Origin of the sequence: Paenibacillus nanchangensis (genome assembly GCF_046543445.1) — a bacterium.
Classification (GTDB): domain Bacteria; phylum Bacillota; class Bacilli; order Paenibacillales; family Paenibacillaceae; genus Paenibacillus_AQ; species Paenibacillus_AQ nanchangensis.
Genome location: NZ_JBHOFD010000012.1, coordinates 145,366 through 160,649 on the forward strand (window position 1 = coordinate 145,366; position 15,284 = coordinate 160,649).

Consider the following 15,284-nt stretch of genomic DNA (forward strand, 5'->3'; position numbering starts at 1 on the left):
TTCTGTCTCCTTTTCCGCTTCCTTATTTTGGGATCCTGTTAAACATAAAAAAAGACCTAAAAATTCCCAAAGGGGTTTACAGCGATAGTAAACGATCCCTCACGGATTTTTAGGTCTTGCCTGCTTAACAGTAACAATCCCGACATATTTGTTTGTCACGGTTATTCTATAACGTTCTTACGAAGAATTTCTATAGGTCTAAAGTCTCTATTATTTCATTATGGCGTAAGCAAATCGTTAAATCGAGTCTTTATCCGGTTAATTTCCATAGCGATAAATACGATCTGACTGTCGGTAAAATTATACCCGTAATCCTCTGCTGCCTCATCACTGATCCGGATTGCCTGAGAGAAAGCTTCCGTGTATCGCTCTTTAGTGATGGATACGATTTCCGGGTTAAGCTCATTTTGAAGCTTGTTCGTCTCATCTGTTTGCAGGATATTCTCGAGCTGGGTGATTAGACGTTCATAGCTTGCGGAGCCCCGGTCAAGCGGAACGCCGACAGCTTGTTCTATGCCATCAGCAATATCACGGATAAGTGGCATGTTATCCTCATTCGTTCCGTGAGCACCGGCACTTTTCCAGGCCGTATGGATGTGCATAGCAATGTAGCCGACTTCGTCCGTGGGAATTTCTACCTGCAGTTTCTTGTAAATAATTTTTTGAGCATGCTGCCCGATCTGGAACTCTCTCGGATACAGAATCCGTATTTCATCGAGAAGCGTGTTCTGAATCGCAATTCCCTTTCCGATCCGCTCCAGGGCGAATGAAAGGTGATCCGTTAGCGCAATATGGATATGCTTATTAAACGTTACCTCCAGCTCACGCTCGGCGAACGAAATAATTTGCTCCGACACCTCTATTTCCTCCTCAGGCAGGGTCCGGAACATTTCCTGAAGGTGGCTGTACTGATCCGGATCATCCATGATAAATACCTTTTCAACACGGGTCGCATCAACAATATCGTTTTTTCCCTTTTGATAAGCAATACCTGAACCCATGACAATCTTTTCTTCCCCCAGGTCATCTACTACAACCGCGTTATTATTAAGAATTTTTTTGATTTTCATGATTGTTCCACCCCAAGAATCCAAGTAACCGCAAAGGCTGTTCCCGCCGCAAGCAGGAATCCGATCAGATAATGAATTAGATTTATGTACCCGGGCAGCACGATAAATGCAATCATCGGAATGCCGGTCAATCCAAATGAATTGGCTACCACTTGATGAAAAGCAACATAAGCGCCTCCTGCGGCTCCGCCAACAGCAGCCCCTAAGAAGGGACGGCCAAGCTTCAGGTTTACGCCGAAGGCAATCGGTTCAGTAACGCCCAGGAAGGCAGTTAATGAAGCAGGCAGTGCTGTTTTTTTCAATGCTTCATCCCTTGTAAAGGCATATACCGCAAGTCCGGCACCGCCCTGCGCGATATTCGCCATGGACCAGATAGGCAGCAGGAAGTTAACTCCGGTTTCGGGATTTGAGATCAGTCCGACTTCAATAGCTTGTATGCCGTGGTGCAGTCCGGACATTACGATTGTGCTATAAACTCCGCCAAGCAGAAGCCCGAACACGGTACTCCCGTACTTAAATACGTGTTCCAGCGAACTGCTGAGCACCCCGCCCAGTTCTGTGGCGAGAGGGCCAATGACAAGAACGCCAAGGGTGCCGCCAATGATGAAGCTTGATAAGGGGATTATCATAATGGCGACAGATGAAGGAATAATCCGGCGAAGGCACTTCTCTACAAGAGTCATCAAAAAAACAGCAAGAATAATCGGAATCACGGTACCGTGATATCCGAACTGAGGTGCGCTAAGAATACCCATCCGGCCTGTTTGCTCACCGGAAGATTCTAATGTCCAGACCAGGTCGGGCCTGGTCATCAGAAGACCGACTGCAGCACCAAGCGGCGGAATGCCTCCCAGCCTCTTGGCTGCCTGGTAACCGAACATTACGCTCATCCCCTGAAAAGCGGAACCTGTCAGAAGCGACAGGGTTCGAACGTAAAAGCTGTCCTGTGGTGCCCACCCGAAGGCTTGTATGATTCCGAGTAAGCCCAGCAGCAGGCCAACCGCCACAAAGAGCGGGATCATCGGCACAACAATATCGGAAAAGAGGAATACTGCATCCATAATCCGGCGGATCAGGCCCTTGTTGCCCCAGGTTGACCGCACACGCTTTTTCCAGTCCTGCAAGGAAGGGGCCGGTGCAGGTACCGGTACATTAACGGCTTCCTGCTTTATTTGTTCCAGCAAACCACCAGGCGGTTCCTCTTCCCGTTTGAGAGATGTTGAATGTTCCTCAAGAATACGGGCAATCTGACGGTGTATCTTCATGACAATGGCCGGTCCCAGTATAATTTGCAGGTACCCGGTTCGGACAAATACACTCTGAACCGCCTGCATGCCGGTAAGGCCAGCCTCATCGGCCATTGCACTGTTCTTCAGCTTAAGCCGAATACGGGTCGTGCAGTGAGAGACTTCCGCCACATTATCCGGTCCACCCGACAACTCAATTAGACGCATGGCCAACTCTTGCGCCGAACCGCGGCTTTCCTTGGAGCTTTCTCCGTTTTGGTCAGGGGGGAGATTCTTTTTCTCCATTTCAATCCTCCCTACACATATTGAACATCAGCTTTTATAAATACAAAAAAAGGACCTTGAAGGTCCGCTAAAAGTTACAAATTCGTAACATGTTTTAATCCTATTTTGACATTGATCCATTTCAAAATCAATGGTCAGTAATTCCCAGACAAATAACCCGCAAGAGAGTCACTTGTGGAAAAGTTTCCGTCTTGCGGGCTATAGATCAAGAGTGTAGAAAGGGCGCAGCAGTGTTTGATTTTCTAAGTAAGAGTTGTACATTTTCAACTTTAAAGGGGAGAGTTCAGTCTGTGCATGCAGCCTGGCGGCAATCGGTGTTTTACGTCGGGGTTAGGTAATTGAGGTAAGGCTTATAAATTCCACTATTTCTGTGGTAGAATTTTACTAGATAGGACATTGATGGAGCGGGGGGATCTCCGATTATGTGTTCGAGGTCAGCCTTGCAAACAATTGTGCAAGTAGATAGACATAGTTTTAATGATGTAAAAAAATTATTTTTTACGGAGGGATATTCGGATGATCGTCAAATCTCCCGGGGGTTCAATTTTCCCTTATCACTACAAGGGTGGAGAAATACATTGTTTAAAATATGGCAGCTTCCATTCAAATAGCGAATCCTTGTTCAGCTTGATGAAAGAAGAGGAGGCTTTTATTCTGGGACAGCCTAGGCGTCTGGCCATATGGGTGGATTTTTATGAAACAGAGCTTACAAGGGAGGTTATGCTTGAATTTGCAGCGAATCTGACCAGACTGCAGTCTCATATCAGAAAACTGGCGATTGTCGGGAATTATGGCAACGTACATCGGCTAAATAGATATTTGCGCAAGCAGGCCCACCAATTTACGATGCCGATTCAATATTATGGCGACCCGGAGGATGCCAAGACGTGGCTGGTTACGGGGTAATCCGATATATTGCAATCCTTGGTTACAGTAAACGGCCTACCAGGTCACGTCTTTTTGCTCGGCAAATGCTTTGGCAAACGTCTGCAGGACCAGTTAACGTTACGTTTGCTTAGCTGATAGGCTATAACCCCTTAGAATTCATCGGAATAACCGGGGGCCCATGTCTATTCTAAGGGGGCACTTCAGAGGTACGTATAAAGCCAGTGTGCAATTCCGTGTATTCCGGGAGACTCGGGTCCAACAGTACATAGAACGCCAAGACGGCGGAACGTCAGATATGGCGTCCTGCGCCGCAAAAAGCCGTCCCAAACAAACCAGCCGGCTGCTAGTCGAGCATTTCGGCAATGTCCGCTTCCATTTTTTCCGGAGAAGTGTTTGGAGAAAAACGCTTGAGGACACGCCCTTCCCGGTCCACGAGGAATTTGGTGAAGTTCCATTTTACTGCCTTCGTGCCAAGTACGCCTGGCGCCTCACGGGTCAAATACTGGAACAGCGGATGGGCGGTGTCGCCTTTGACGTCGATTTTTTCGTACATCGGGAAGGTCACGCCGTAATTAATCTGACAGTATTGCTCGATATCCTCGCTGCTCCCCGGTTCCTGGCCTGCAAACTGGTTGCTTGGGAAACCCAACACCTCGAACCCGCGGTCTTTATACTTATCATACAGCTCCTGCAAACCTTTGAACTGGGGAGTGAAGCCGCATTTACTCGCCGTATTGACCACCAGCAGTACCTTGTCTTTGTACTTCGACAGCGATTCTTCCTCACCGCGCAGTGTAGTTGCTTTAAAATCGTATACGCTCATCGCCAAATCCTCCTTGAAAAGATTTTCCGCAATTTAATTTTACAATTTTTATTCAGGGTGTCAACCGTGATAAACGGAACAAACCGTTTCAAAACCCGGGATACGTGTAATGTAAGTGTGAATGAAATTTTTGACGACAAAGGAGACGATGACGAAATGGACGCTTTGTATACGGCGACAGCAACGGTCCGGGGCGGACGCGAAGGCTCTTTTGAAACCTCAGACGGTGCGCTTAAATCCAAGCTGGTGATGCCAAAAGGTCTGGGTGGACCGGGCGGCGAAGGCACAAATCCTGAGCAGCTTTTTGCTGCGGGATACGGTGCTTGTTATGAAAGCGCGCTGGCGAATGTCGCCCGCAAAGAAGGCGTGAAGCTGCAGGACGTGGAAGTTACTTCAAACGTGATGATCGGAAAAGACGACAGCGACGGCGGATTTAAGCTGGCGGTGAAGCTCGATATCCGCATTCCGGGCGTCGACCGCTCCCAGGCGGAGGATTTGGCCCGCAAAGCCCATGATTTCTGTCCGTATTCCAAGGCAACGCGCGGCAATATCGACGTGGAGCTGAATGTGATCTAACAGGAAAAAAGGCTGCGGCAATCAGCCAAAGCGCGGATTGTGCGGTTTTATTGAAAGTCCGGCGGGAACGCCGGGCTTTTTTTGCATGGGAAACATGGGGAGCAGCTGCAAAACAGACCTCTACAGGCGGCAGCAGGAATGATCCGGAGGGGATGTGGTTATAATGGAGAAGCGGGGACTGCCGGTTAAACGCGGAAGAGGGGCAAACGCTTGATGGAGTTGGTTGACAGGCACTCTAAAATTCTTTAAGATGTCTAAGTACCTAGTACACGTCTCTGTAGATATAAGGATTTGTTCCATAGAAGTGCAAATAACTTGGCTTATCTTTGAGATTTGAGTTACTAGGCGTACTCTACGTGTTGACGGTTGGAACACAGGAATTATGCAAATGGTGATGCGGATAGCGGATACAAGCCGATTGTGCTTTCATTTATCAATCCATCATTGACAACCAAAAATTTAAATAAATGGGTGATGAAGATGTCTTACAGACCGACAATTACGAATGTGACCAAAGCCAGCAGCAATGATAAGGATGGGTTATACGAATTCATTATCAAACTGGCCGACGGTACGGAATGCCGAGCGTTCTACCATCGTCATCCGGAATGGAAGATGACCGCTGTGAGCCGGCTGCTCAAGACGCCTTGCCCGATCTGCCGCAAGGACTTCATCTGCAGATGTATGGAGAACTACACCTCCGAATTCGATCAGCAGATGGTTGGAGATGGGTGGATCGAGAAATCCATTGCCGAATAAAGCATACCCTATCGCAGGCACGGAAGCCTTTTCCGTGCTTTTTGTTGTCTTTAGGGGGATTATCGCCGGGTACAGTTGCGGATACAGATGAGATGCGGATACGGATGCTGAAGTCCAACTGAAAATGGCGTTTATGCCTACGTGGATGAAGGAGGGACACCATGAAGAGGAGCGGGCAACTGCCGGAAGGGGGAGCCGGAGCAGTAGTGCTGATCGATGGAGTGTGTCATTTGTGTCAAGGTCTGGTAAAGTTTATTATAAAAAGAGACCCGAAGGCCGCCTTCCGGTTCGCCACACTTCAGGGGGCGGCAGGCCGCAGGATGGTGTCTTCGGCGGGAATGGACCCTGACCGTCTCGATACGGTGGTGCTTGTCGAGCAGGGAGCGGTCTACACCGAATCGGCCGCCGCGCTCCGGATTGCGCGGAAATTGCGTTTTCCCTGGCCGGTTTTGTATGTCTTTATTGCAGTTCCCCGTCCGCTGCGGGACGCGGTGTACCGGTATGTGGCCAGGAACCGCTACCGCTGGTTCGGCAGGGATGAGGCTTGTCTGCTTCCGACGCCCGATCTGCGCAGACGGCTGGTGGAAGAGGAAGAATAGCAGCATAGATTAACAGAACAGAAGGAGGGATCGTATGCGAATGGCTAAAGCGGCTGTGGCGGTGGGCCTGACGGCGCTCATCTCCGGTTTATGGGGTCAGCCGGCCGCTGCCGCATCCTACAGTGTGCAGGTAAACGGCTCCCCTGTTCCTTATGAGAGCAGCATCGTGAACGGGCGGGTTATGGTTCCGATCGCGGCGCTTAGAGCGTTCAAAAGCGTCTCGCTATCCTGGAATAACGAGACCAAGCTGGCGGTGCTGAAACGGGGGAGTACGGTGATCCGGCTGACCGCGGGTTCGCGCACCGCAACGGTGAACGGCAGGACGGTAGCGGTGGACGCACCGGTTGAGGTCCGCAGCGGACGGGTCATGGCGCCGTTCCGGCTTGTTGCCGAGGCGCTTGGCGCCAAGGTCACGGTTGACGGCGCAACCGGCACGGTCCGCATTCAGGATACTGCGGGCGATGAAGCGGCTGAGGACAGCGAGCTTCCGGCTCAGCGGGCGAAGGCGGTTGGCCTGCCGACCACAGGGGACAAAAAGGTTCCGTTTACCGCCGGAAAGGAGCCGTTGTCGCGCACTTATTATTTTCCGGAGGGCCGGGCGGACCGGTATTTGCTTGAGACGGATGAGGTTGTCTATTATTATGTGATCCGCGATACCGAAGCCGAGCTGGTCTGGGCGGCCAAGCTGGAGCGGTCCAGTACGCAGACGAAACCGGAAATCACCCGGCTGTTCGGCCATCCGGCAGAAGAGGAATACGGCAAGGCTCCTGCTTTGGCCAGCCGTTATGCCTATTTCAGCCGGACCGAGTGGAGCGGACAGGTAGCCTACGGCCTGGTGGGCAAAGACGGTGAGAAAATGGAATCCGGGACGCTGAAGGACTGGACAGGCAGCCGGTTTATCGTGGCGATCCCGGAGGAGACGGTACCGGAGAAATAACAGAGAAGTAGCACGGGAAGACGGAACAGGAATAAGCCGGCGGGCTGGTGGGCCGCCGGCTTATTTTTTTTTGCCTATTAAGGATGAAGGGTACCCGGTGCCATCGATGCGATTAAATTGATCTGCGGACTGTTTTTCGTTCCAGAACAAGGTGGTAAGACGATCCCGCCGGACGCGAGGACCAGAGGGCCAGGCACATCATCATGGGCAAAAGCAGCACGTCCACCCAGAAGGTCAGCGAAGTGACGCGTTCTTCTCCCGGAAGCGGGACGCCTTGAATCAGCGAATAGATTTGTACCGGAATCAGCAGGGCCAAATAGAGCGCTATCACATATCCTGTCGCTTTGCTGGCCGGAAAAAGCAGCCTTGCAGCGATTACAAAATTAAGAAACATGCCGATAAAAACGAAATTCATGTGCCAGGGAATGACGGGCGGGAGCATTTGGGCAAACTGCGGGCCTTCGAACAGCTGCAGCAGACCTGCGGCGAAAAACATGACGGCCAAAGCGATGCGTCCTACGGTTTTGGATATCGTGGTCCGTTCGTTAAACATCGCGCTCACATCCTTTCCTCCTCTAATTACCCCTTTTTCCTGCCAAAACATCGGGTTCGCAGGGGCCATCTGCAAAAAAACATTGCTAGCCGAAAAGAGATGTGTTACTATAATTGTAAATTTATAGGATGGTAACGGAAGCACCGTTCCATAACCGCAGTTGGCGGTTAATGGCGGTGCTTTTTTTGTTGTGTTCTGACAGAGATACGGCGCCGCGTACAATCGCGGAGGGGGAATGGGCATGACGGCCGGAATAGCGCTTGGCGTCCGGGAGAAGGAGTATATCGAACCGCTGCTGCATTATTTACATCACAGCGAGTACGGAGAAAGGATGCGAATCTCGGCGTTTAGCCGGGTGGAAGCGTTCGTGGAATTTATGAAACAGGGAGACCTGCCCGATGCGGTGGTGGCCGATCCGGCTTTTATTGAAGCTTGTCTTGTGGAGGGCGGAGGACTGCCGGTTCCTTGGGCGGTGCTTGGCGGAGGAGGCGGGCGCGTGGATGGGAGCGGCAGGAGAATGTCCGGCGGAGGCGTCATTTCGAAGTATCAGTCGCTTCCGTCGCTGCTTGGCGATATGCTGAACCTCTGCGGCGGGGGGCCGGCGGCAGCTGCGCTGGGGCGGACGGCGGTGATCGGTGTGGTGTCAGCCGTAGGCGGCTGCGGCAAAACAACGCTCAGCCTGAATCTGGCGCGGGTGCTGGCTGAGGCGGGGCAGTCGGTTTTTTATTTGAATCTGGAGTGCGTGGACAGCGCGGGCGAATATGTGCGGCTTGCCGGCAACGAAGGGCCGGGCCTGGACCGGCTGCTGTACGAGTTGAAAGCATCGGGCAGCGGAAAGGACGGAGTGGGAGAGATTGGCCTGGACTCCTACATTAGGCGTTATCAGACGCTGGGCTGCGACGGTTTTGGACCGGTCGGCAATCTGAAGGAGAAACTGCAGATGAGCAAGGCCGACACGCTGGCGCTGCTTGATTTGCTGAGTAGCGCCGGACGGTACGACGTAATTGTCGCGGATACAGGGGCGCTTGAAGAAGAGCGGATGGAAGCCATTCTCAGCCGCAGTGCGGTGCTGCTCTGGCTGCTGCGGGACGAACGGGTAAGCTTGGCGAAGACGCTGGCTTGGCTGAACCGCTGCGGTGAGCCAGTGCCGGGTATCCGGACGGATTTGGCCGACCGGAGTCTGCTATGCGTGAATTTCTGCCGCGACGGCGCTCTGAGCGCTTTTGGGCCGGAGCATCCGGGGCCGGACTTTATCCTGCCTTATATTCCCGCCTGGGAGAAGCAGGTCAGAGAGGACGTATGTCTTCAGGCGGCTGCGATGCGGGAAGCGGTGGGACGGATTGCCGGTACACTATTCGCTGGCGGATCGCCGGCGTGGAGCGCCGGAACATGAATGAGGAGCTGTTCCGGAGTTTAAGGAACGATATCCGCTCGGGTCTCGACGTAACATCCGCCGTTGGAGACCGTGAGCTTACGGCTTATATCGAGAAGGTGATATTTGGACGGGACAGCCTGCGGACGCTGACGGCCGGGGAGAAGCATGAGTGGGTCCGCAGATTGTTTGATTCCTTCCGGGGACTTGATGTGCTTCAGCCGCTCGTCGACAACCCGAAGATTACGGAGATTATGATCAACAGCTACAAGGAGATTTTTATAGAAGAGGAGGGAGAGATCAGGAGGCTGCCGGTGGCCTTTGAATCTCCGGTTAAGCTGGAGGACATTATCCAGTCCATCGTATCGGGCGTTAACCGGGTGGTGAACGAGTCCTCGCCGATCGTCGATGCCCGGCTGAAGAACGGCTCTCGTGTTAACGTCGTTCTCCCGCCCGTCGCGCTGAAAGGGCCGGCCATGACCATCCGCAAGTTCCCCGAATCGCCGATGACCATGGACGATCTGGTGAGGCGGGGCGCGCTTACCAACGAGACTGCCGAGCTGCTACGGACGCTGGTGCTGGCAAAATACAACATTTTTATCAGCGGGGGCACCGGTTCCGGCAAAACCACTTTTCTTAATGCGCTGTCGCAGTTCATTCCCGCCGATGAGCGGGTGATCACCATCGAAGATTCGGCCGAGCTGCAGATCGTCACCGTGCCGAATCTGGTGTCGCTGGAGACGCGCAATGCCAACACAGAAGGCAAAGGCGAAATTACGATCCGGGATTTGATCCGCTCCTCGCTGCGGATGCGCCCGAACCGGATTGTGGTCGGCGAAGTCCGTGGAGCCGAGGCGCTGGATATGCTGCAGGCGATGAATACAGGCCACTCAGGAAGCCTTTCCTCCGGACATTCGAACAGTGCCAAGGACATGATCAGCCGTCTGGAGACGATGGTGCTCAGCGGAGCGGATCTGCCGGTGCAGGTGGTCCGCCAGCAAATCGGGTCGGCGGTGGATATTTTGGTCCACCTGTCCCGGCTGCGCGACCGGAGCCGGCGCGTTACGGAAATATGTGAAGTAACGGGCGTTGAAGGAGGGGAGGTGGTGTTGAATCCGCTTTATGCGTTTTGCGAGACGGGGATGCAGGATGGGCGCATTCAGGGGGCGCTTGCGGCATGCGGCAATCCGCTGCTTCAGGTGCGGAAACTGGAGATGGCCGGATTTTCTGCAAGCCGGCTGCTGCCTGGGATGACGGGTGAGGGAGGAAGATCAGATGCTTAAATTAACCGCGGTACGGCCTGCTTCGGCCAGCCGGTTCAGGTTAAAGCAGTTTGGCAACCACAGGTCTGAAGACAGAGGGGATTACCCGAAGAGCAGCATGCTCACGGACTATACCCAAATGGAGCTTCGTCCGCTTACCGGTGTATTGGCTTTGGCGGCAGGCAGTGTGCTTCTCTATTTGGTCGGTTATTTGTTCTACAGGCATCCAATACTTCCGCTTCTGCTCACTCCGGGCGGTCTGTACGCGCCCCGCATGCTGAGGAGTTATTTGAAGAAGCGGAGGAGAGAGACGCTGAAGCTGTACTTCAAGCAGACGCTGTTTTCTTTGTCTTCTTCGCTGTCCGCCGGGCGTTCGGTGGAGAACGCGTTTCGCGAAGCAGTCGACGATCTGCGGATGCTTGATCCGGATGGCGGCGGCGACATGATCGCGGAGCTGAATATTATTTGCGCACGGATGGAAATCGGGCAGCCGGTTGAGGAAGCGCTGCTGGATTTTGCGGGCCGGGCGGACATCGAGGATATCGGGCGGTTTGCGGATGTGTTTGCTGTGTGCAAGCGCACTGGCGGTGATTTGGTGGAGATTGTGCGCCGTACGTCCAATGTGATCACCGAAAAGATGGATATCCAGCAAGAAATCGCCGTCAGCGTCGCGCAGAAGCGGTTTGAAGCCAAGGCGCTGCTGGCGTCACCGCTGGCAATGATTTTGTTCATGAGTCTGACGGCCGGTGATTACATGGACCCGATGTACAGCGGAGCGGGACGGGTGATTTCGACTGCCGCTTTGGCCGCGCTTGGAGGCTGCTACTACTGGATTTCAAAGATCATGGACATCCCGGTCTAAAAAGGAGGGGCGAGGATGGCAGGAGTCTCTGCCCTGCTAATGATTGTGTTAGCCGCGGGATGGGTGGTGCTGAAGCTTTCTGCCGGGCTGCGGTATGCCGCTTTAAGGGAGCTGACGCTGGAGGGCGCCCGGCTCCGTCAGATCAGCGAGCCTTTTCTGCTGCTGATTGACAAGCTGGGGCTTGGAGGCAGATTTCCGCGAACCGTATTCAAAATTCAACGCTCGATTCAGCGGACAATGGGCATCCGCAGCAGTGCGGAACGGACGCTGCTGTTCCTCGCCGAGATGCTGGCCTACTCCTGGCTGCTGCTGCTCTGCGGCTGTGCGTTAAGTCTGGCTTCAGGAGAATCGGCGGGAATCGTGTTGGGCACCGTTTTATCTGCCGCTGTCCCGGCCGCTCTGGCCGGAGAACTGCATAAAAAAGTGAAGCAGCGGCAGCAGCGGATCGTTATGGAGCTTCCCGAGCTGCTGAACGGCATTGTTCTGCTCGTGGGGGCCGGAGAAACGGTCCAGCGGGCCATCACCCGCTGTGTGGAACGGACGCGTGAAGCGGAAGATCATCCGCTGTACCGGGAGCTCCGAGTAATGATGGCTGAATGGGAGAGCGGCTATTCGTTCCAGCAGGCGTTCGAGAATTTCAGCAAACGCTGCGCGGTTCAGGAGGTCTCCATCTTCGCCACCGCCGTGCTGCTCAACTACCGCCGGGGAGGAACCGAATTTGCGCTTGGGCTGCGGGACCTTTCACGGATGCTGTGGGAGAAGCGCAAGGCGATCAGCCGGACACGCGGTGAACAGGCCTCCTCCAAGCTTGTGTTTCCGATGGTTGTTATTTTTGTAATCGTGATTGTGCTTGTCGGATCACCCGCTTTTATGATGATGAATATTTAATTCCAAACTCAGGGGGATGTAGGCTATGTGGACATGGATTTGGGATGGCGGAAGAGCGCTGTGGGCAGAGGAGGAAGGGCTCGGCACGCTGGAGATGATTTTGATTATTGCGGTGCTGGTAGCTGTCGTGCTCGTGTTCAAGGATGAGATCGTGGATATTGTTAAGGGGCTACTCAAAATTGCCGAAGGAAAAAGCCAAAAAGTCTTTGAAGACTAAGCTGGAGAGCAGCGAAGGCAGCTTTACGCTGGAGGCTTCCATGGTCCTTCCAATCGTGCTGCTGCTTACGATGCTGCTGCTTTTTTTCAGTCTCTACAGCTACCAGAAGTCAATGCTGCTGCAGATTGCTTCGACGGTAACCGAGCGGGCCGCTTTTAATTGGGACAACAGTTATAAAGGCAAAGGGGGAGCGGTCGAACCGGGGCGTTATGATTCGTTGTACTGGCGAATTGGGGAAGACGGGGTATTGAGCTCCTGGTTTGGAATCGGCGCTGCGGAAGGCCGGCTGAAGGTCCCGCTTCCGGCAGCGGAAGGAACGGAGGGGCTGCCGGGGCGTAAGCTGAAGCAGTCGGGCGGAATCGTTCAGGGCGGCATCACCGGCGAGATCGGCTATCAGTTCGAATGGAGCGGCCGGAAGGTAACCTCACAGCTTGAAAAAGTGTTAAAGCTGCCTCCGCTGGATGAAATGCTGGCCGACGGAGCTGTTCCCCGGGTATCCGCGCAATCAGCCGTAACCGAACCGGCGGAATTTATCCGGACAGTTGATCTTGTCCGGTACTACAGCGCGAAGTTTAAAACGTCCCGCGCGAAAGGCCAAGGGGTAAACCGGCAGGACGCCTCTGCGATGCTTTCCAAACTTGGCGGGCCGGATAAAGGGAAGGAGTGATGGAGAGACGATGCATGGCCCCGTGACGAAACGCCGTAATTTGAAATCCCGGCGAAACCGGCGTGCTGAAGGGTCTGTTACCGTGTTTTTGATTATGGCACTGGCCTTCGTGTTTCTATTCACGTCAGTTCTGATCGAGTTCTCGCGGATTGGGGCGGCCGAAGCGCAAGCGCGCCGGCTTGCCCGTTCAGGCGTCCGTTCGCTCATGTCCGCCTATGACACGGAGCTTCAGGAGCGATACGGCTTGTTTGCTTACGGAAGCGGAGAAGGAGAGGCACTGATCTCCAAGGTGCTGGACGGAAGTTTAACAAGAAGCGGCCGAGCGGATGGTTTTCAGCTGATCCCGCTTGAGCTGGAGTCCTCAACCCTTGCATGGAGCCGGCCGCTTGCCAACCATGAGGTGTTTGAGAGGGCGATTCAGGAGGAAATGAAGTATAAAGCGCCGATTGATTTTGCGCTGGAGCTTGCCGGAAAGTTCAAACCGATGGCAGGGGCGATGCAGGAAGCTTCCCGCGCCACCAACTTGTACGGACAATTGGAGCCGCTGTATGAACGAAGGTCGCAGGCGCTGGACCGTATGGCTGAGTCAAGGCGGCAGGGAGGGGAACAAATGAAGCCAATCCTTGATGCGGTATCCGAGCCGGGGCGGGCGCCCGGGGGGATTCATTTTGGCCCGGTTATCCGTGCAGAAGATGTGGCCGCCGGGTATGAACAGTACTTCGAGATGTATTATGCAGACAAATACCGGGCACCTCGGACGCCTCCGGCATACACCTCAGAGTTGCTTGCTTATGCTGGCGGAACATCCCGTGTGCTGGACCGGTTACGAACAGCGGCGGGTGCGCTGGAAACCGGGCATGCCGAATCGGTCACGCAGGCCGGACAGGCTCTTGCTGAAGCTGAAGCGATTAATGAAGAAATGAAGCGTGTGATCACCGCGTATGACGAATCGTCGTCCGGTGCAGGATACGATTCGGCTAGCTCCTGGGACATTCCGGACGGCGGAGCACAGGCTGCTGCGGGGACGGAGGCGCGGAAGCTGAGGGAGCGAAGCGAAGAACTGATTTTGTCCGATGCAGAGATCTTGGCGCTCAAGAATGGCTTGTCCCGGCAGGAATCGAGATACCGGGAGGCGAAACCCTCTATCGTGCGTCTGCCAGAGCTTTTGTCTCCTGCCCTGGGATTAAACGGAGACGGTCAGTCGATGCGTTCCGCCGTCCGGTTAGCGTGGGATGAAGCTGCGGCTTATGCCGAGGACTATGGACCAAACGGCCGAATCCTGACAGGCGAGCTGGCGGAATTGGAACGCCGAAATGTCTCCGATATGGAGAGAAAGCAGACGGAGAAGCAGGCCAAAGCAAAGCTGGGGGATGCCCTGAAGCTGGTCAACAAGCTGCGGGATCTTAAGGACCAAGCGGGCGCCTCTATGCAGAAATATGAGGAGCTTAAAGCGTATTTCGGGCAGATCCAGGCGATGAACGCAGGGGGCGAAGCAGAGGCTGGGGCCAGCGGTTTAAGTGCAAATCCCTATGCTGCGGGAGATGCGGCGATGGGAGAGATGGATCAGGTTTACGGCACAATTGGCGGAATTTTGTCAGGTGCAAGGGACAGGCTGTATCAGAGCGAATATGCGGCGCAGTATTATAAGCCGCTTGAAGTGACCGCGCTGTCCCGGCTTGTACGAAATCCGGGAACGCAAGCAGCGGAGGAATTGGTTCGGCATTTGGACCCTGCAGCCCAGGAACTGGAGTACATCCTATACGGATTTCACAATCCCGGGGGCAATTTAGCTGCGGCATTTGGTGAGATTTTTGCCATGCGTCTAGCGGTCCGGACCATGGAAGGCCTGACTGAGAAGGCAGGCCTCGGCAATCCGCTTGCGGTCATGGCTGCGGCGCTGCTGTACGGAGTAAACCAAGCGGTTGCCGACATGCTCAAACTCTGCACAGACGGCTCGATTGAGCTGTCCAAATTCGTGAGACTCGAGTTGACGTACCGGGACCATCTCCGCTTGTTTATGCTGCTGCACGGAAGCGGGAAAGAGCAGCTGTCGCGTATGCTTGCCCTGATCCGGCTAAATACAGGCATTGACCCGGCAGAGAAATCAACGTATGTCTCCGCTGAGATGCGGTTTGGAATGAAAATGTGGTTTCTCCCGGGCTTGTTTAAGCTGCTGAAAACCGGTGACAGCTCGGGCAAAGTGGAAGGAAATACGTATTTTACTGTTCAGTCGGCGGATTTCGTCTACTGATGGTCCGAAAATGGAATCGATAAGGGAG

16 protein-coding genes are annotated in these 15,284 nt (G+C 53.9%); 12 read left to right on the forward strand and 4 right to left on the reverse strand.

Annotated features, from left to right (window positions below):
* Window positions 1-218: 218 nt before the first annotated feature.
* Window positions 219-1,070, reverse strand: a complete 852-nt coding sequence (locus ACE6ED_RS11685; protein ID WP_410827287.1) for a PRD domain-containing protein — start codon at window positions 1,068-1,070, stop codon at window positions 219-221.
* On the reverse strand, window positions 1,067-2,602 hold the full coding sequence (locus ACE6ED_RS11690) for a PTS transporter subunit EIIC (protein WP_410827288.1): 1,536 nt from the start codon (window positions 2,600-2,602) through the stop codon (window positions 1,067-1,069). Before ACE6ED_RS11690 ends, ACE6ED_RS11685 begins: the two co-directional genes overlap by 4 nt.
* A gap of 516 nt (window positions 2,603-3,118) precedes the next feature.
* Between ACE6ED_RS11690 and ACE6ED_RS11695 the strand changes: the two genes are divergently transcribed.
* A complete protein-coding gene (locus ACE6ED_RS11695; protein ID WP_410827289.1) occupies window positions 3,119-3,508 on the forward strand; it encodes a hypothetical protein in 390 nt (129 codons plus the stop codon).
* 325 nt (window positions 3,509-3,833) lie between these two features.
* On the opposite strand, the gene ACE6ED_RS11700 is transcribed toward ACE6ED_RS11695, so the two are convergent.
* Window positions 3,834-4,313, reverse strand: coding sequence for a glutathione peroxidase (locus ACE6ED_RS11700; protein ID WP_410827290.1), 480 nt, complete (start codon window positions 4,311-4,313; stop codon window positions 3,834-3,836).
* A 156-nt stretch (window positions 4,314-4,469) separates the two neighbouring features.
* Here ACE6ED_RS11700 and ACE6ED_RS11705 point away from each other — a divergent pair, with 156 nt between their 5' ends.
* From ACE6ED_RS11705 to ACE6ED_RS11720, 4 genes are all read left to right on the forward strand, one after another.
* Window positions 4,470-4,889 carry an organic hydroperoxide resistance protein gene (locus ACE6ED_RS11705; protein WP_410827348.1) on the forward strand — a complete coding sequence of 140 codons (420 nt, stop codon included), beginning with the start codon at window positions 4,470-4,472 and terminating at the stop codon, window positions 4,887-4,889.
* Window positions 4,890-5,369: 480 nt separating this feature from the next.
* On the forward strand, window positions 5,370-5,648 hold the full coding sequence (locus ACE6ED_RS11710) for a hypothetical protein (RefSeq protein WP_410827292.1): 279 nt from the start codon (window positions 5,370-5,372) through the stop codon (window positions 5,646-5,648).
* A gap of 161 nt (window positions 5,649-5,809) precedes the next feature.
* Window positions 5,810-6,247: a thiol-disulfide oxidoreductase DCC family protein gene (locus tag ACE6ED_RS11715; RefSeq protein WP_410827293.1), complete on the forward strand. Its 438-nt coding sequence runs from the start codon at window positions 5,810-5,812 to the stop codon at window positions 6,245-6,247.
* Window positions 6,248-6,281: 34 nt separating this feature from the next.
* Window positions 6,282-7,184: a copper amine oxidase N-terminal domain-containing protein gene (locus ACE6ED_RS11720; protein ID WP_410827294.1), complete on the forward strand. Its 903-nt coding sequence runs from the start codon at window positions 6,282-6,284 to the stop codon at window positions 7,182-7,184.
* Window positions 7,185-7,296: 112 nt separating this feature from the next.
* Here the strand turns inward: ACE6ED_RS11720 and ACE6ED_RS11725 are convergent, their stop codons facing one another.
* The gene (locus ACE6ED_RS11725) at window positions 7,297-7,746 is read right to left on the reverse strand and encodes a hypothetical protein (RefSeq protein WP_410827295.1); all 450 of its coding nucleotides are present in this window, start codon (window positions 7,744-7,746) and stop codon (window positions 7,297-7,299) included.
* A gap of 232 nt (window positions 7,747-7,978) precedes the next feature.
* On the opposite strand from ACE6ED_RS11725, the gene ACE6ED_RS11730 reads away from it, so the two are divergent.
* The 7 genes from ACE6ED_RS11730 to ACE6ED_RS11760 all read left to right on the forward strand — a co-directional run bounded on the left by ACE6ED_RS11730 (window position 7,979) and on the right by ACE6ED_RS11760 (window position 15,256).
* Window positions 7,979-9,130 carry a hypothetical protein gene (locus ACE6ED_RS11730; RefSeq protein ID WP_410827296.1) on the forward strand — a complete coding sequence of 384 codons (1,152 nt, stop codon included), beginning with the start codon at window positions 7,979-7,981 and terminating at the stop codon, window positions 9,128-9,130.
* Window positions 9,127-10,392: a CpaF family protein gene (locus ACE6ED_RS11735; RefSeq protein ID WP_410827297.1), complete on the forward strand. Its 1,266-nt coding sequence runs from the start codon at window positions 9,127-9,129 to the stop codon at window positions 10,390-10,392. The genes ACE6ED_RS11730 and ACE6ED_RS11735 overlap by 4 nt, the downstream gene beginning before the upstream one ends.
* 97 nt (window positions 10,393-10,489) lie before the next feature.
* Window positions 10,490-11,233 carry a type II secretion system F family protein gene (locus ACE6ED_RS11740; protein ID WP_410827350.1) on the forward strand — a complete coding sequence of 248 codons (744 nt, stop codon included), beginning with the start codon at window positions 10,490-10,492 and terminating at the stop codon, window positions 11,231-11,233.
* Between the two features lie 15 nt (window positions 11,234-11,248).
* The gene (locus tag ACE6ED_RS11745; protein ID WP_410827298.1) at window positions 11,249-12,121 is read left to right on the forward strand and encodes a type II secretion system F family protein; all 873 of its coding nucleotides are present in this window, start codon (window positions 11,249-11,251) and stop codon (window positions 12,119-12,121) included.
* Between the two features lie 25 nt (window positions 12,122-12,146).
* Window positions 12,147-12,338: a Flp1 family type IVb pilin gene (locus ACE6ED_RS11750; RefSeq protein ID WP_410827299.1), complete on the forward strand. Its 192-nt coding sequence runs from the start codon at window positions 12,147-12,149 to the stop codon at window positions 12,336-12,338.
* Window positions 12,301-13,005: a TadE/TadG family type IV pilus assembly protein gene (locus ACE6ED_RS11755; RefSeq protein ID WP_410827301.1), complete on the forward strand. Its 705-nt coding sequence runs from the start codon at window positions 12,301-12,303 to the stop codon at window positions 13,003-13,005. The genes ACE6ED_RS11750 and ACE6ED_RS11755 overlap by 38 nt, the downstream gene beginning before the upstream one ends.
* An 82-nt stretch (window positions 13,006-13,087) precedes the next feature.
* On the forward strand, window positions 13,088-15,256 hold the full coding sequence (locus tag ACE6ED_RS11760) for a hypothetical protein (protein ID WP_410827303.1): 2,169 nt from the start codon (window positions 13,088-13,090) through the stop codon (window positions 15,254-15,256).
* The last annotated feature ends 28 nt before the right edge of the window (window positions 15,257-15,284 follow it).

Coding starts and splice junctions, on each gene's coding strand:
- ACE6ED_RS11690 (WP_410827288.1), bottom strand. CDS start 2,602: ATGGAGAAAAAGAATCTCCCCCCTGACCAAAACGGAGAAAGCTCCAAG.
- ACE6ED_RS11715 (WP_410827293.1), top strand. CDS start 5,810: ATGAAGAGGAGCGGGCAACTGCCGGAAGGGGGAGCCGGAGCAGTAGTG.
- ACE6ED_RS11685 (WP_410827287.1), bottom strand. CDS start 1,070: ATGAAAATCAAAAAAATTCTTAATAATAACGCGGTTGTAGTAGATGAC.
- ACE6ED_RS11705 (WP_410827348.1), top strand. CDS start 4,470: ATGGACGCTTTGTATACGGCGACAGCAACGGTCCGGGGCGGACGCGAA.
- ACE6ED_RS11720 (WP_410827294.1), top strand. CDS start 6,282: ATGCGAATGGCTAAAGCGGCTGTGGCGGTGGGCCTGACGGCGCTCATC.
- ACE6ED_RS11710 (WP_410827292.1), top strand. CDS start 5,370: ATGTCTTACAGACCGACAATTACGAATGTGACCAAAGCCAGCAGCAAT.
- ACE6ED_RS11750 (WP_410827299.1), top strand. CDS start 12,147: ATGTGGACATGGATTTGGGATGGCGGAAGAGCGCTGTGGGCAGAGGAG.
- ACE6ED_RS11745 (WP_410827298.1), top strand. CDS start 11,249: ATGGCAGGAGTCTCTGCCCTGCTAATGATTGTGTTAGCCGCGGGATGG.
- ACE6ED_RS11735 (WP_410827297.1), top strand. CDS start 9,127: ATGAATGAGGAGCTGTTCCGGAGTTTAAGGAACGATATCCGCTCGGGT.
- ACE6ED_RS11700 (WP_410827290.1), bottom strand. CDS start 4,313: ATGAGCGTATACGATTTTAAAGCAACTACACTGCGCGGTGAGGAAGAA.
- ACE6ED_RS11695 (WP_410827289.1), top strand. CDS start 3,119: ATGATCGTCAAATCTCCCGGGGGTTCAATTTTCCCTTATCACTACAAG.
- ACE6ED_RS11730 (WP_410827296.1), top strand. CDS start 7,979: ATGACGGCCGGAATAGCGCTTGGCGTCCGGGAGAAGGAGTATATCGAA.
- ACE6ED_RS11740 (WP_410827350.1), top strand. CDS start 10,490: ATGCTCACGGACTATACCCAAATGGAGCTTCGTCCGCTTACCGGTGTA.